Raw genomic sequence first — 16,299 nt, forward strand, 5'->3', positions numbered from 1 at the left:
GCACGCCCCGCGATGTCGGTGACCGATGCGGTTGATTCTGGCCAGCGGCGGGCCATCACGGCCCGTCATTTCGTCTCAGCTCAACGCACGCGTTTGCAGCGTGCGAGCTGGCTCTCGTAGGCACGCGCGAACTCCTCGCCGAACAGGCGGCGGAAGCAATCGTCCGGATCACGCGCCGAGGCCTCGAACTGTTCGCGGTAGCGTTCCCAGTAACGGCCACGGCCACTGAAGCCCAGGCGCCGACCACTGCGGTCCACGTCCTGCTCCAGCCGATCAGGGTCGAAATGACGCAGCACCGCCTCATAACCGGCACGCATGCCGGCCAACATCGCCATCTGGTGACCGCGGATATCGTCGAACGCATCGTCAAACGCCGCCGCACCGGTCAGGAACGCACCACCGGGCGCTGCACCAATGCGATGCAATGCGTCTTCCGTGGTTGCGGCGAACTTGAGCGGATTGTTCTCCGAACGCTGGATCACGGTGACCGGCAGGCGGAAGGTGTTCTTGATCTCCGAACGTGCGCGCAGCACTTCCATCACACCTTCGGTGACCACATGCAGGATGCGCTCACGCTCGGCTTCGGCCAGCGCCGTCGGCGCAGCCGTAACGTGCGGCGTCGGCATGGGAGGCATGGCCGTCGCTGGCGGCGGCGCGAAATCGCCTGAGGTCAGGTCCCAATCCTCGGGCAGATGATTTCCGCCCCCGCTCACCTGCGGCGGGCGGAAATGATCCTGGGTTGCGTGGCTGTGATTCCAGCCACCGGCCTCGCCACGCAGCGGCGCGACCGGTGCCGGCTGCGCAGGTTGCAGCAGTCGCATCGGGTCCAGCTCCGCAGGCGCCTGCGCCGGCATTGGCTCGACAAAGCCCGGAGCCGGCGCGGCGGCCACGGGCGTGGCGAAGGGCGCGCCGCCCCACAACTGGTCGAACGGATCGTCCATGGGCAACGCTTGATCGGCAGCGCTGCGCTGCGGTGGCGTGATGGCCACCTGGGTGAGGTCGGGGTTGGCCATGTCGGCGCTCGGCAAGGATGCCGGTGGCGCACCGATGGTCTGCAACCGCACTTCGATCTCGAAACTGTCCACCTGCAGGCGGTCACCGTCGCCGAGCATCGCCGGTTCGCCACGCGCCAGCCCGGAGCCATTGAGCAGCATGCCGTTGGTGCTGCAATCCTCGACGAAGTACATGCCATTGAGATAGCGGACCATCGCGTGCGTGCGCGACACGCCGGACGCTGGCAATACCCAGTCGCACTCATCGGCGCGGCCGATGCTGCCGCCGTGCTGGACAAAGGTCTTCTGCGCGGCGTTGCCGAACTGGCTGGCCTGGCGCCCGCTGACGGTCAGGATCAGATTCTGCAAGAGGGACACGTTGGCAGCACTCCAGAAAAGTAAGGCGAGCAATGGCCGGCGGCGCGACGCATGTTCATTGCGCTGCTCCATCGAGCAGGGCCAGCGCCTGGCGCACATAGGCTTCGCGGCGCTCGGCGAAATCCTGCGGCTGTGCGGCGGCCAGCAGGTTCAATGCCGCCACGGTGGCGCGGGCGGTCAGGTGTTCCGGTGGTGATACGGCGGCCTGCCCGGCCGGTGCCAGGCTGCCATCGGCCCAGCCGACCGCAGCGGCAAACCAGGTGCCCAGCGACGCGTAGCCACCAGCGTTGGCGTATTCGTAAGCCGCACGACGGTTGCTCTCCACCGGGTCGCGCAGCCAGCGCTCGGCCAACGCCACACCGGCGCGCGCTTCCGGCGCCAGCGCCTGGCCACGCGCACACTGGCACAACCAGGCCACCACGTACCGCTTGGGCAGCAACCGCGCGGCCAGCTGCAACGCCGCCTGTGGCTGGCTGCCCTCCAGCAGCGCAAGCACCGCCTGCGCCGGGCGCATGCCCGGACGCAGCAGCGCGCACGCCGCTTCGGCGATCTGCATCTGCTCACAGGCCTCGGCAAAGGGCTGACGGTCGTCTTCCACGTGCATCACCCGATCAGAATCAGCGGCCCGGCCACCTTGGCCAAGGCATCGGCAGACAGGCTGAGCATCGGCGCCTTCACCTCGCCCTGTGCGCCGGCCTGCACCTGCAACATCGCATCGGAGTGCATCTTCAAGCTTGCGCCGGCACCGATATCCATCGTCGCGCCGGCCTTGACGTTGACCTGCACCTTGCCTTCGGCGCTGACCGACTGCGAACCCTCGATGATGATCTTCACTCCCTTGATGGTGATCTCCCCGGAACTCTTCATTACGATGCTCGATGCGCCGGTCACCAGCTCGATCTCCGAGCCGGCATCGAGCTTGAACTTGTTCTGCACGGTGGTGGTGGCGTTGGCGCCCACCTTGAGCACGTCTTCGTTGTCCACTTCGACGCGGCGGTCATGCTTGACCTTGCCAGTCTGGTCGTTGTCGATGGTGTAGCGCTGGTCGTGGCGCACGTCGATCTGCTGGTCATGCTCGACCAGCACCATCTGGTCATTCTCGACCTCCACGTGCATGTCTTTCTGCGCGTGCAGCAGGAAATCCTCGCTGCCCTTGCGGTCTTCGAAACAGATCTCGTTGAAGTCTTCCGCACCGCCATCGGGATGGCTGCGGCTGCGGATGCCGCTGCGGGTACGCTGGTCCGGCAAGGCATACGGCGGCACGTGATCGGCGTTGTAGACGCTGCCGACGATCAACGGCCGGTCCGGGTCGCCGTCCAGGAACGCGACCAGCACCTCCTGGCCCACGCGTGGAATGGCCTGCAAACCCCAACCCTTGCCAGCCCAGGCCGAGGCCACCCGCACCGGGCAGGACACCTTGCCGTTCTTGCGCGCCGGCTTGGCCCAGTGAAAGTTGACCTTGACCCGGCCATGCTGATCCACGGCGATGTCTTCATCGCGGTCACCGGCCACCACCGCGCTTTGCAGCCCGGCAATGCGCGGGCGCGAGGTACGTGCAACGCAGCGGTACGGCAACCGGCTTTCCAGCACTTCCACGCTGCTCGACAGCACCGGCCCAGCGCCGGCATTGGCGTCGGCCTGGCTCAGTTCGGTCCGAGCGGTGGTCACCAGATACTCCTGGTCCCAGCCGGTCTGCGGGCATCCGCTGAGCTTGAACAGATGCCCCACCGCCAGGCCGAGCGCATTGGTCTGGCCCTGGAAGCAGGCACGTTCGGCATTGTGTGCTTCGGCACGTACCTGAGCGTAGCGCTGGCCATCGGCCTGTACCGGATGTGCGCCATGCCAGTGGTAACTTTCCAGCCCGGCAACCGCATGCAAACCGTCACCCTTCAAGGCGTCCTCGCCCATCAGGCTGGCGCGCGGTTTCAGCGGATCGTACTCATCCAACTGGTAGCGCGTGGGATGCACGGCGCGGCGCTGCCGCCACTGCGTCATCGATGCGATGTGCTCGCCCTGTGCCGCACCTTCACCGCGCCACGGCAGACTCTCATAGGGCGCGTGGCGAGCATGCGCGCCCAGGCCATCGGCCAGTACCAGCGTGTGCTTGCCCGGGCCATGTTCGAAGTAGTAATAGATGCCTTCCTGCTCGAACAGACGCGCCAGGAAGTCCAGGCCGCTCTCGTTGTACTGCACGCAGTACTCGCGCTTGGGATAGCGCGCCGACAGGTTCAACCGCACATCGCTGTAGCCGATTTCGCTCAGCAGCTGACGCGCCAGGTCCGGCACGCTCACGTCCATGTGGATGCGGCAATCCACGCGTTGGCCCAGCAGCCACAGCTTGGGTACCAGCGTGAACAGCAACGGTACCTGCACCAGGTTGTCGATCAACCCGCCGCTGCCCTGCTCCACCGCCGCGACGATGCCGTGAAAGTGCCGTTCGCCGCCGTCATAGGCAACCGATACCGTCAGCGGTGTGCCCAGCAGCGCCGGCAGGTCCGGTGCGAGCGTGGCGCACAGCGCCTCCACCTCATAGCGGAACGGCTGGCCCAACGCCTCGGTTGCCTGCAACCGCACGAACCGCAGCTGCGCGCCGAGGTCGGATTGCAGAGAAATAGTGCGCGCCATCACCAGGTCCGGAACTCAGGAAGTTTGTCATCAGCCACGCAGCGCCATCGCGCTGGCACCGGCCTGCCAGGCGATGCTCACATGAGCGCTGCGACTTGAGCCGACAATTTGTCTCAGTCGTACCACGGAGCACGCACACGTACCCGGATCGAAGCACCGCGATCACGGCACGAGCGTGCTGCTGTCAGCCCACCAGCACGGTGAAGCAGCCCAGCACGATCACACCGCCATGCGCGGTGGTATCGCCCATCCGCGCGGCCGGCAAGCCCTTGATGAACACCTTGGTCGAACCTTTGACGATGGTGTCCGGCGGACCGACGCAGGTACACATGTCCGTCACCCGCGCCGCCGGCAGTTTTCCGATCAACACCGTGGGCGCACCGGGCGCAAGAATCGGGCCACCGACATGCGGAACGATGCCGGTGACCATCGGGCAGGTGTGGAGATCAGTCAGGCGGGCTGCGGGTTGCATTGGCTTGCATGCGCTGAGATATGCACACGCTAGCAGCTCCACCTCCTGCAACCCGACCATTTGTCTCCACGCGGCATCGCCAACGAACCTCGCCGCTCACTTACATCCTGCGGAAGATCCAAAGGTCGACTCTTCGGCGGCACGCCGGCAGACCGAAACCTGTCGTCACCTGGCCCAACGCACAGCACATCTGGAGTTCCCAGCGGCCGAGCAAGAATCAAAGATGGAAGAGGCTGCGGCTGTGTTTGGCACCGAGTTCAGTCATGAACAACCGACCAAACTTCTGACAATTGTTATGAAGCTGCTTGTAGTCAGGCCCACATTTCACCTTTGTAGCAAGGAATGCCAGCATCAACTGCCCAGGCGTCACCCGCACCGGATTGGGGCTGTAGGTATCACTTAACGTGTAGTGCCTGATGTTCTTTTCCTGCTCTTCCGCAAATACAACCTTGCCATCCTCGTCACTCCACAAGCCGAAGTTGAACAGAATGACGCCGTTGAGATTGGTAACAAACAGCTGACTGTGATGAGGCGTCAGGAACCCGCCGTCACGACTGAGCTTTCGCCACATATGGTGAACCTGGACAGGATTTCCGGAATTCATGGCCGCGGTTATGTAGCCCTTCACCGCATTTTCAACAGCACCGCCCCCACCGGCATCTGAATTCTGAGCTGACTCATTGGACGTCTGTGCGCTCCTGGAACCAAAAAAAAACATCTGACACTTCTCCTATCTTTCATCTTGAAAGTTCAACTAGAACGTTGCGATATCGACGTCAAAAGCACATGGAGCGGCTAAGTGGCAGGGGCTCCGCACCCTCGGATCGTGCCACTCAATCAGCAAATGGAAGGCGAGCTTTCATCAAAGCCCAACCTTCAATTTCTTCGAAGCCCGTACTGAGCGAAGATCCAGGGCCAGCCTTCCTTCTCTCGCTCCCGCATCCAGAGCGAAAGCGGACTCAACTGAACTGCCCGATGTAAATCTTCATGAATGGATAGATGTTCCCGAGGGGAGGCTGATTGTTCGTCGTGCATCCAATAGCCGCCCGATGCTGCGGGCCAATACCGCCATGAACGTGCGGGCTTCCCAGAACCGCTGGACCGTAGGCCGTACTCGCTGCGTTGGCGCCGATGTTGTTCCCTGGGTTCGACCACGCATTGGGCCGACGAACTGCCGCATTCGGCCACTGAACAGGACGAAAATCCACTCCCAGAGCATTGAGGGCATCGATGCAGTCGTTCCAGACACAATCGGTACGCACGACTCCATTGGGAACGACGTAGCTTCGGGTGATTGCACCGTACTCATAAACAGCCAGCTTCGTATTCGGCATGCCCATTCTCCTTGCTCATTCGTTGGCAGTAGGATCGGCCCAGTCCGTCAAGACTGATCGAACGCGTATGTGAAACGTGCGGCATCAACTCCGACACTTGCTCCTGTCACGGGAGCGCCGTCGATCATTCGGCCCAGAAGCTCACGCGAAATCTCCGGCAGCATCGTATTGGTCAGAATCGCATCGATCATGCGTCCACCCGATTCGCTTTCGTTGCAGCGGCTGACCACCAGTTCGACAACACCGTCGTCGTACTCGAATGGAATGCGGTAACGCTGCTCGACGCGCTTCTTGATGCGGTTCAACTGCAGGCGCACGATCTGGCCGAGCATGTCCGGGCTCAGCGGGTAATACGGGATGGCCACCAGGCGGCCGAGCAGCGCGGGTGGAAACACTTTCAGCAGCGGCTCGCGCAGGGCCTTGGCCATGCCTTCCGGGTCAGGCATCAGTTCCGGGTCCTTGCACAGGCTGGCAATCAGGTCGGTGCCGGCGTTGCTGGTCAACAGGATCAGCGTGTTGCGGAAATCGATGCGGCGGCCTTCACCGTCTTCCATCCAGCCCTTGTCGAAGACCTGGAAGAACAGTTCGTGCACGTCCGAATGCGCCTTCTCCACTTCGTCCAGCAGCACCACCGAGTACGGGCGGCGGCGCACGGCTTCGGTCAGTACACCGCCCTCGCCGTAGCCCACGTAACCCGGCGGCGCCCCCTTGAGCGATGAGACGGTGTGCGCTTCCTGGTACTCGCTCATGTTGATGGTGATCAGGTTCTGTTCGCCGCCGTACAGCGCCTCGGCCAAGGCCAGCGCCGTTTCGGTCTTGCCCACACCCGAGGTGCCGGCCAGCATGAACACGCCGATCGGCTTGTCCGGGTTGTCCAGACCTGCGCGACTGGTCTGGATGCGTTTGGCGATCATCTCCATCGCGTGGTCCTGGCCGATCACGCGCTTGCCAAGCAGCTCGGGCAGACGCAGCACCGTGTCGATCTCGTTGCGCGCCATGCGCCCGACCGGAATACCGGTCCAGTCCGCCACCACCGCAGCCACCGCCTGGTAGTCCACGGTCGGCAGGATCAGCGGGCTCTCGCCCTGCAACTGCGCCAGCGCCGCCTGCACCTGGCGCAGGCGTTCCAGCAATGCCTGGCGATCCACGAGCGTTTCGGAGACTGCCTCGACCGCTACCTCCTGCTGCGCTGCCTCGGTGCTGGCCTGAGCTTCCAGTGCGCTGCCGGTGCCTTCGACCGGGGCGGTGCCGCCACGCAGCTGGGCGCGCAGAGCCAGCAGTTCGTCCACCAGTGACTTCTCGGCCTGCCAACGCGCTTCAAGCCCGGACAGGCGTTCGCGCTCAATTGCCAGGGCCGATTCGACCGTGGCTGCGCGCTCGGCGGTTTCAACACCCACGGCGCTCTCGCGGCCGATGATGCCCTGCTCGGTCTCCAGCGACTCGATGCGGCGGCGGCTGTCGTCCACTTCCGCCGGCACCGCGTGCAGGCTCACCGCCACGCGGGCGCAGGCCGTGTCGAGCAGGCTCACCGACTTGTCCGGCAGCTGACGCGCGGGAATGTAACGATGGCTGAGCTTGACCGATGCCTCCAGCGCTTCGTCGAGGATCTGTACCTTGTGATGCTTCTCCATCGTGCTGGCCACGCCGCGCATCATCAGTACGCCCTTGGCCTCGTCCGGCTCGTCGACCTGGATCGACTGAAAGCGCCGGGTGAGTGCCGGGTCTTTCTCGATGTGTTTCTTGTACTCGGCAAAGGTGGTCGCGCCGATGGTGCGCAATGTGCCGCGTGCCAGGGCCGGCTTGAGCAGGTTGGCCGCATCACCGGTGCCGGCCGCGCCACCGGCGCCGACCAGCGTATGCGTCTCGTCGACGAACAGGATGATCGGGCGGGTGCTGGCCTGCACTTCTTCGATCACCCCACGCAGGCGCTGCTCGAACTCGCCCTTCATGCTGGCGCCTGCCTGCAGCAGACCCACGTCGAGCACGCGCAGCTCCACGTCCTTCAAAGCCGGCGGCACATCGCCACGCACGATACGTTGCGCGAAGCCTTCCACCACGGCGGTTTTGCCGACGCCGGCCTCACCGATCAGGATCGGGTTGTTCTGGCGGCGGCGCATCAGGATGTCCACCACCTGTCGGATCTCGTCGTCACGGCCAACGATGGGGTCCAGCTTGCCGCTACGTGCCTGCGCGGTGAGGTCGGTGGTGAAGCGCGTGAGTGCTTCCTGCTTGCCCATCGCGGCCGGGGCGATCGCGCCACTGGCTTCACCCGGCGCACCGGCGTTGCCGAGCTGGAAGCCATCGCTGGGCCGCTGCCCGTCCTCCGGTGAACCGGCTACGATCTCGGCAAAGCGGTCACCCAGGGCTTCGGGCTTGAGCTTCTCGAACTCGCGCGAGATGCCGGTCAGCACGCTGCGCAAGGTACGCACGCTGAGGATGCCAACCAGCAGATAGCCGGTGCGCACCTGCGCTTCACCAAAGCTCAGCGACGCGTACACCCAGCCACGCTCGACCGCTTCCTCGACGTTGGACGACAGGTCGGTCAGCGTGCCGGCGCCGCGCGGCAGTTTGTCCAGCGCGGCGGTCACGTCACGCGCCAGATGCGAAGGCTCGACCTGGAACTGCTTGAGGATGCGATGCAGGTCCGAGTCGGGGAGCTGCAGGATCTGGTGGATCCAGTGCACCAGTTCGACATACGGATTGCCACGCAGCTTGCAGAACACCGTGGCGCTTTCAACGGCGCGGTAGGCCAGCGGGTTGAGCTTGCCGAACAGGGCATTGCGGCTGATTTCAGTCATTGTCGGGGTCCTTTCGAATCAAAGAAGGCGCTGCCCAGGCGCGGGCGCACCACCACCTCGTCGGCGTCGGTCACGCTCCAGGTGCGTTGTCCAATCCAGCTGTCCAGGCCGATCCGGCCGCTGCGCCCCAGGCGCATGCGCGGTACTTCGTCGGCGCGCAGGATCAGCTGCACATCCCAGCTCTGCGTATCGCCGATGTAGCCGCGCACCGCAGCGGTCAGTTGTGCCAGCGCACGCCCGCCCGGCAACCAATGGCGGAAGGCCTGCGCATCCAACGGGCCGATTCGCAGGCGAAAGCGGTGCTGGCAACCACGCACCTGCGCGCCCAGCACGGCGCTGCTTCCCAACTGGTTGGCACCGTTGCGCCCCCCAAGGCGCAGCCGCGCATCATTGGGCAGGCGCATCCATTCGGCAACAAACTCGATCACCTGCACCGGCACCTGCATGGCGTGCTGCAACAGCCCTTGCAGGCCTTCACGGTTACGCGCCAGCGCCACCATGCGGCCGGCAAAGTGCCGCTTGTAGTCATCGGGCAGCATGTCGCGCTGTTGCAACGCCGGTGTGGCCAGGCCGATCAACGCGCCCAGGTAGAAGCGGAAGCGATCGTCCTCGGGCCGGTCGGCCTGAACCACTGGCTGGGCATCTGCCCAGGCGCGATAGAACAAACCCAGCAGGCGGTGATGGAACATATCCGCAAAGGCCACCAGGCTGCGGTCACGCGCATTGTTCTGGCGCTGCAATGCGTATTCGGTCAGGTGCAGCGGCAGCGGTGCGTTCGGGCCGAACAGGCCCAGCACCAGCCCATGCAATGCCGGCGGCGCCGTGCCGCGCACGGGTTCGAAGCGGTCGATATCGCGGTCAGCGAAAGCCAAGGAGGGCGAGTGGCGCAGCCGCACCGGGTCGTCAACCGGCCGCGCCGAACGACCGATGCGCGGCTGCTCCGGGTAGGCGCGCTCCAGCAGGCGCAGGGCCGCAAGCAGCTGGAAGCGCTCCGGCGTGCTGGACAGCGCCTCCAGCAGCGCCGCGCGCTCGCCGGCCGTGGCGGCTACAGCGTTGCCAGAGCGCCAGGACGTGCTGTCCATCGCGCCACCTCATTGCGCTCGACCGTGCGCAGCACCGTCTCGGTGAAGGAGTTGATCGACACGTAGCGGGCAAAGAAATGCCGCAGTACCGCGCCCATCAGATACGCACCGCTGCCTTCGAAAGCGTTCTCCTCGCACGTCAGAGTGATCTCAAGTCCGCGACCGAAGGTGATCGGGCCAGGTACCGGAATACGCCGCACGATCGGCTGCGCGCGTACCGACTTGAGTCCTTCCAGTTGCCGCTGTGCGCCGGCGTCGTGCGCGTCGCAGTACAGCGACAGCATTTCGCGCAGCGCGTTGGCACCGCGCTCGTCGCCATCCTCGAACAGCGACAGGTAATTCAGCTGGAGATGGCTCAACAGCTTCCACGCGCTCTCCCCGCTATCACCGGCGGCACGTGGTCGCGTCGGACCGGCCACACAGCGCACCGATGCCACCGGCGCGCCATTGTCCATCTGGAAGTCGCTCTGGCCCTTGCCCACCGGCATCTGCAACGGCAGGTCGCGGTTGCTGCACAGCAGTTCCAGGCCAAGCTGGCGCAGGCGGCTGGGATAGATGCTGTCGTGCGCATCCACCAGGCTGACGAACAGCTCGCTGCCGACATAACTTGAACGCGCGCCCTGGCGGCGCTGCCGCGCCGACAGTTGTCGTGGCTCCCGGCGCAACGTGTAGTACGCCGCATGACTGTCGTGCCAGGTGCGCGCATTGCCGCCATAGAACGGTTCAAAGCGCTGCTCCGGCTCCTGGCTGTCACCAAAGCCTTCCACCCGGCTGACGCTGTGTATCTCGAAATCCACCGGACGCGTGCGGTCGGCCAGCACGTGGTACTCATGCCGCCCCGGCTCAAGGTGGATGCGGTCGGCACGGCGGGTGAACAGATTGATCGCAGGCGTGCAGAACAGGCGGAAGTTCTCCGCCGATACCGCGCTCTGCAAACTCGCCACGCTGCGGTCCAGCAGCACCACGATCTCGAACACCTGCCCGGACACACGCTGCAAGCTGCGACGCAGGCCATTGAACTGCACGAACAGGAACCGCTCCGGGCAGGCGAAGTATTCCTGCAACAAACGATAGCCACCGAACGAGCGGCCGTCGTAGGGCAGCATCGCCTGTGCATCGTCAAAGCCGCATTCGCGCAAGCTGTCCGGCCCGTGCCAGGGCGAGGTCACGCCGGAGCCACGCACCTGCCAGGCCACCGCGTTGCCCAGCAGTTGTTCGTACAGACGATTGGCCGCCTCGCCACCGGCAAGAAACAGCGGCAGCGTGTCCAACGTCAGATCCTGCACTGGCACGCCGGCCTGGCATTCAAACCGCAGCCGCAGGCCAGCGCGCACCGTGGCGCCTGCCGGCAGCGCGATGTCCGCCGCAGCGAGCGCTGCCGGGCTCTCGAAATACTTGGCCTCCACCAGCGACAGCGGCCACAGCGTGACCTCATGCGCGGTGCGGTACTCGCAGGCGGTGCGCTCTTCGGCGCCGATCTGCCCGCGCAGCGCGCTGTGCCGGGGCACGCGATGCCCGGCCGCAAGGTTGGCGCCCTTCGGGTCCGGCTGCATCTGCACCACCGCCATCGATGGCAGCGGAGCCAGGAAATTGGGGTAGATCATTTCCAGCAGGTGCTGGGTGAACACCGGGTACTGCGCTTCAAGCTTGAGCTGCACGCGCGCGGTCAGGAACGCAAAGCCTTCCAACAGGCGTTCGACATACGGATCGGCGCACTCGATGCCGTCCATACCCAGCCGGCCGGCAATCTTGGGGAACTCACGCGCGAACTCGGCGCCCATCTCGCGCACATGTTGCAACTCGCGGTTGTAGTGACGCAGCAGCCGCGGGTCCATCACAGATACCCCTCGACCAGATCAAGCTTGCCTGTTTCCAGATCGACCTCGGTCTTGAGATAGAGCGCCAACGGAATGGGCTGGGCCCACATGTCCGAACGTATCTCGAACACCAATGACTTGCGGTCCATGCGCTCGGCGTGTGCGTGCACGGTCACCTGCAAGGTGCTGGCGATCAGGCGCGGCTCATAGGCCAGGATCGCCGCGCGCAGGCGTTGTTGCAGCTGGCTCACGTCCAGCCCGGCCAGCTCCAGCCCGGTCAGGTCGGGAATGCCATAGTTGACCACCGACGCGGCCACTTCCGGGAATGCTGCAAGCTTCTGCTCATTGTCCATCTGCACGCAGTTGAGCAGCCAGGACAGATCGCGGCTGACGCACTCACGCAGGCGGCTGGGCGAGATCACGCGCTGGTCGCGGCCTTCAGCGGCACGCTGCGGCTCTTCGTCGGTAAGCCGGTCCAGCAACGAGGGTTGCAGGCGTTCGGTGGTGGTCAGCTCGGCCATCGGCGGCCACCGTCACGCCGCAGCGTCAAACGTGATGACGCGCGTGTTCAACAACGCATGCTCGCCGCCATCGGTGGCAAACATGCGCTGCCCGACGCCATGCCCGGCGTCGTCCCATTCGGTGCGCCGGGCCAGTTTCAGCGCGTCCTCGCCAGCGCCTTCACTGCCGGGATAGCGCACCGGAAGGAAGACAACCGTCTGCGCACCGTTGGCCCAGACCAGTTCGCCAGGCAGCCACACCGTGTCGCGCAGATCACCAGGCGCATCGATGCGCAACTCACGCAGCTGCGCCATCGGCACCCACGCATAGCCGCTGTGACTGATCACTTCCAGGCAGGGCCCAAAACGTGAATCGGCGTCGCCCAGCCAGTCAAATGCAGTTCCGTCGAGCGTGCCCGGCACCGCCGGCGCCTGCTCCAGCGCCTGCTCTCGCAACGCGGCGGCGGCATCCGGTTGGCCTTGCTGTTCGAGTTGCAGCGCCTGCAACAACAGCGCCAACCACGGCTCCGGCGAGCCCAGCACATGCGGCAGATTCTGCCCGGCGAACACCGCTGCACGCTCGTCTTCGGCACGCAGCAGCACCTCGCACGTGGTGGCAAGCAAGGCCAGGCTCGGGTCCAGCTGTACCGCCGTACGCAGTTGCTCGCCCGCCCGGCCCCATTGCCCGAGCACGGCCAGCATCTGGAACATGAACACCCGCTCGTTGGCATCGCCCGGCGCTGACCGCACGCGTGCGGTCAGCGCCTGCAATGCCTGATCCAACTGCCCGGCACGCAACAGCGCAGCCGCCTCGTTGGCGGTTGTGGCAACCGGGCCGGAAGTCAGTTGGATGCTCATGCCGATCAGGGCGCCTTGGCCACGGCCTGCATGTCGTACGTGAAGGTCTTCTGACCACCATCGGCCTTGCCGTCCGGAGTCTGCGGCTGGAACCCGTACTGGAACTTGCCGAAGTGCAACGTGATGTTCTCGGTCAGGCGATCTTCGCCACCGGAACCGCCGGTCGACACCGAGGTGACGAGTACACCGTTGGACAGGTGGATGACCACGTAGTCGGTCTGCTCACCGGTTGCGTTGGTCACGTACAGCCACGCCTCTTCCAGGCGCGCACCGGTACAGGCGGCCTGCAGGATGGCGTTGGAGCTCTTGTCCACGTACTTGGTGAGCGAAATGTCCTGGATGTGCGCCTTGCCACCGGAGCTGACACCGCCGCTGTGCAGGTCGCCGCTGTTGCTGACACCCCAGGACCAGGCAAGCACCGGGATCTCGCCCTTGTGCTTGGCGTGGGTGGAGCCACCTTCGATGGTGACCGAGCCACCCTTGAACTTCAGATGCATGTCAAAAGCCATGGAACAACTCCTTCAAGTTTGGAAATACACAAGCAGACGGAAAGCACCGGCCACCTCGGGGCGGCCGGCATATCTGGAACCGTGGATCAGGCCTTGGCCTGTGACGGCAGGCGCGACACCAGCCGCAACGAAACCGTCAGCCCTTCCAGTTGGTAATGCGGCTTGAGGAAGAACTTGGAGGTGTAGTAACCCGGCGCACCTTCCACTTCCTCCACCACCACTTCAGCCGCTGCCAGCGGATGGCTGGCCTTGTACTCCTCGCTGGAGTTGGCCGGATCGCCATCGACGTAGTTGAGAATCCACTTGCCCAACCACGTCTGCATCTGCTCACGGCTGGAGAACGAGCCGATCTTGTCGCGCACGATGCACTTGAGGTAATGCGCGAAGCGGTTGCAGGCAAACATGTACGGCAGGCGCGCAGCCAACGCAGCGTTGGCGGTGGCTTCCGGGTTGTCGTACTCGGCCGGCTTGTTCAGGGACTGCGCGCTGATGAAAGCGGCCATGTCCGAGTTCTTGCGATGCACCAGCGGCATCAGGCCCATCTTGTCCAGCTCCGCCGAACGACGGTCGGTGATGGCCACTTCGGTCGGGCACTTCATGTCCACGCCGCCGTCGTCGGTGGGGAAGGTATGCGTGGGCAGGCCCTCCACCGCGCCACCGGACTCGATGCCACGGATGCGCGAGCACCAACCGTACTGCTTGAACGAACGGTTGATGTTCACTGCCATCGCATAGGCCGCGTTCTGCCAGGTGTACTTGGACGAATCGGCACCGGCGGTGTCTTCTTCGAAATCGAACTCGTCCACCGGGTTGGTGTCGGCGCCGTACGGCAGGCGCGAAAGCGTGCGCGGCATTGCCAGGCCGATGTACTTGGAGTCGTCCGAATCGCGCAGCGAACGCCAAGCCGCGTAGTCGGGCGTGGAGAAGATCTTGGCCAGGTCACGCGGATTGGCCAGCTCATTCCAGCTGTCCATGCCCATCAGCTTCGGCGCGGCGGCAGCAATGAACGGAGCGTGCGCGGCCGAAGCAACCTGCGCGATGCCGGCCAGCAGTTCCACGTCGGGCGGGCTGTTGTCGAAGTAGTAATCACCAACCAGACAGCCATAAGGCTCACCGCCCAGCTGGCCGTATTCCTGCTCGTACACCTTCTTGAAGATCGGGCTCTGGTCCCACGCCGTGCCCTTGTAGCGCTTGAGCGTCTTGCCCAGCTCCTTCTTGGAGATGTTCAACACACGCACCTTGAGCTGGGTGTCGGTCTCGGTGTTGTTGACCAGGTAGTGCAGGCCACGCCAGGCGCTTTCCAGCTGCTGGAACTCGGCCTGGTGCATGATCACGTTGAGCTGCTCGGTGAGCTTCTTGTCGATCTCGGCGATGTAGGCCTTCAGCGTCTGCGACACATCATCGCCAACGATGTCGGCGCGGCTGAGCACCTGCTCGGCCAGGGTGCGCACGGCCGAGGTGACTTCTTCCTTCGCGCGCTCGCTCTTCGGCTTGAATTCCCTGCTCAGAAGCGCGGCAAAATCGCCTTCTTCCAGCGTGGCAACGCTGCCGGTTTCAGCCAGTTGTTCGGTGCTCATGACTTACTCCTGTTCCGGCGCGTCGGGCTTGGGTGCGGATGCCAGCGCCTGCAACAGCGCCGGATCGCGCATCACCTGTGCGATCAGTTCCTCGGCGCCGGCCTTGCCGTCCATGTAGGTGTCCAGATTGGCCAGCGCGGTGCGTGCTTCCAGCAGCTTGGCCAACGGCGCCACCTTGCGGGCAACGGCCGCAGGCGAGAAGTCGTCCATGCTTTCAAAGGTGATATCGACGTTGAGGCTGCCCTCACCGGTCAGCGTGTTGGGCACCGAGAACGCTGCGCGTGGGCGCATCGACTGCAGGCGGCTGTCGAAGTTGTCCACGTCGATCTCGAGCGCCTTGCGCTCTTCCAGTGCCGGCAACTCGCCCGCATTGGCACCGGACAGGTCGGACATGACACCCATCACGAACGGCAGCTGCACTTTCTTCTGTGCGCCGTACAACTCAACGTCGTATTCGATCTGCACGCGTGGTGCGCGATTGCGCGCTATGAATTTCTGGCTGTTTGCCATGGTTGGCCTCCGGTTTGAGCATCCAGGTCCGGCGCGAAGGCGCCTGCCGATGACATGCCGGCACTGCTGCAGCCACGTCTTCGTCCTGCCCCCCCGCCATGCGCGATGCGCTGCCGGTGATTGAATCGCGCATCGCCACCCGATCCATTCGGCATATCGCCGCAGCATCGGGTTTCGATGTCGCTGAAGTCTAGGAACGCGCAGGCATCGCGCACGCGACAATTCGTCTCAGCTGCTCAACATCATTTTTTGTGACCGAGTCGTGATGTTCTATTCCTGCTTTCCACGGTTTTTGTATATGACAGGCCCCGAACTGTGGGCCGATGCTCACCTCAATGCGCAACGCCTTTGCTGCCTCCGTGGCCGGCCCGCTGGCTGCTGACCTTCGCTCCACGCACGCATGCCGCACCGCTGCATCCTTCAAGCAGGATGCAGTGGTGACGGAAGAAGAGTGGATGAGCTGCGTGCTCGATTACATCGACGTGCACCTTGGCGAATGCGAGCTTGACGAACGCATGATTCGCGAGCGATTCAATCTTTCGCGCGCCACGTTGTACCGCCGTTTCCAGCTGCTTGGCGGCGTATCCAACTACATCCGCGAGCGGCGTCTGCAGCTTGCATACCGGCATCTGCAACGCGATCCGACGTGCAGCCTCACCTGGTTGCTGTACGAAGTTGGCTTTGCATCCGAGCGTCAATTCCAGCGATCGTTCCAGGCACGCTTCGGCATGTCACCAGCACACTGGCGGCGCAGCTGCCGTTCGTAAGAGCGCGCGAAGGAATCAGCCGCTGCCGTGGTCGCGGTGTTACGAGGTCGGCGATGATCTTTCTCTGCTCGTGACAGGGC

At 64.3% G+C, this 16,299-nt stretch carries 14 protein-coding genes and 1 pseudogene; 1 reads left to right on the plus strand and 14 read right to left on the minus strand.

Annotated features, from left to right (window positions below; genetic code table 11):
• Positions 1-80: 80 nt before the first annotated feature.
• The 14 genes from tagH to tssB form a co-directional block, all read right to left on the minus strand.
• A complete protein-coding gene (tagH, locus tag LR961_RS13835) occupies positions 81-1,370 on the minus strand; it encodes a type VI secretion system-associated FHA domain protein TagH (protein ID WP_232150443.1) in 1,290 nt (429 codons plus the stop codon).
• 55 nt (positions 1,371-1,425) lie between these two features.
• Positions 1,426-1,968: a hypothetical protein gene (locus LR961_RS13840; protein WP_232150445.1), complete on the minus strand. Its 543-nt coding sequence runs from the start codon at positions 1,966-1,968 to the stop codon at positions 1,426-1,428.
• Between the two features lie 5 nt (positions 1,969-1,973).
• The gene (tssI, locus tag LR961_RS13845) at positions 1,974-3,995 is read right to left on the minus strand and encodes a type VI secretion system tip protein TssI/VgrG (protein WP_232150447.1); all 2,022 of its coding nucleotides are present in this window, start codon (positions 3,993-3,995) and stop codon (positions 1,974-1,976) included.
• Positions 3,996-4,179: 184 nt separating this feature from the next.
• Positions 4,180-4,467 (minus strand): PAAR domain-containing protein, encoded by a 288-nt coding sequence (locus LR961_RS13850; protein WP_232150449.1) that lies wholly within the window; start codon positions 4,465-4,467, stop codon positions 4,180-4,182.
• A gap of 217 nt (positions 4,468-4,684) precedes the next feature.
• A complete protein-coding gene (locus tag LR961_RS13855) occupies positions 4,685-5,185 on the minus strand; it encodes a hypothetical protein (RefSeq protein ID WP_232150452.1) in 501 nt (166 codons plus the stop codon).
• Positions 5,186-5,426: 241 nt separating this feature from the next.
• Positions 5,427-5,801: a hypothetical protein gene (locus LR961_RS13860; protein ID WP_232150454.1), complete on the minus strand. Its 375-nt coding sequence runs from the start codon at positions 5,799-5,801 to the stop codon at positions 5,427-5,429.
• Between the two features lie 47 nt (positions 5,802-5,848).
• Positions 5,849-8,599, minus strand: a complete 2,751-nt coding sequence (tssH, locus tag LR961_RS13865) for a type VI secretion system ATPase TssH (protein WP_232150456.1) — start codon at positions 8,597-8,599, stop codon at positions 5,849-5,851.
• Positions 8,596-9,681, minus strand: a complete 1,086-nt coding sequence (tssG, locus tag LR961_RS13870) for a type VI secretion system baseplate subunit TssG (RefSeq protein WP_232150458.1) — start codon at positions 9,679-9,681, stop codon at positions 8,596-8,598. The genes tssH and tssG overlap by 4 nt, the downstream gene beginning before the upstream one ends.
• Positions 9,645-11,516, minus strand: coding sequence for a type VI secretion system baseplate subunit TssF (gene tssF / locus LR961_RS13875; protein ID WP_232150460.1), 1,872 nt, complete (start codon positions 11,514-11,516; stop codon positions 9,645-9,647). The genes tssG and tssF overlap by 37 nt, the downstream gene beginning before the upstream one ends.
• Positions 11,516-12,019, minus strand: a complete 504-nt coding sequence (tssE, locus tag LR961_RS13880; RefSeq protein ID WP_232150462.1) for a type VI secretion system baseplate subunit TssE — start codon at positions 12,017-12,019, stop codon at positions 11,516-11,518. The genes tssF and tssE overlap by 1 nt, the downstream gene beginning before the upstream one ends.
• A gap of 12 nt (positions 12,020-12,031) precedes the next feature.
• Entirely contained in the window at positions 12,032-12,856 is an 825-nt protein-coding gene (locus tag LR961_RS13885; protein ID WP_232150464.1) for a type VI secretion system accessory protein TagJ, read from the minus strand.
• A gap of 5 nt (positions 12,857-12,861) precedes the next feature.
• Positions 12,862-13,365, minus strand: coding sequence for a type VI secretion system tube protein Hcp (locus LR961_RS13890; protein ID WP_232150466.1), 504 nt, complete (start codon positions 13,363-13,365; stop codon positions 12,862-12,864).
• Positions 13,366-13,451: 86 nt separating this feature from the next.
• Positions 13,452-14,942, minus strand: a complete 1,491-nt coding sequence (tssC, locus tag LR961_RS13895) for a type VI secretion system contractile sheath large subunit (RefSeq protein WP_232150468.1) — start codon at positions 14,940-14,942, stop codon at positions 13,452-13,454.
• Positions 14,943-14,945: 3 nt separating this feature from the next.
• Complete coding sequence (gene tssB, locus LR961_RS13900; protein WP_232150470.1) at positions 14,946-15,452, minus strand: type VI secretion system contractile sheath small subunit; 507 nt, start codon at positions 15,450-15,452, stop codon at positions 14,946-14,948.
• 464 nt (positions 15,453-15,916) lie between these two features.
• Between tssB and LR961_RS13905 the strand changes: the two are divergent.
• Positions 15,917-16,213: pseudogene (locus LR961_RS13905) on the plus strand (helix-turn-helix domain-containing protein); the annotation flags it as partial.
• Positions 16,214-16,299: the final 86 nt, after the last annotated feature.

This window comes from Stenotrophomonas sp. SY1 (genome assembly GCF_021202945.1).
GTDB lineage: Bacteria > Pseudomonadota > Gammaproteobacteria > Xanthomonadales > Xanthomonadaceae > Stenotrophomonas.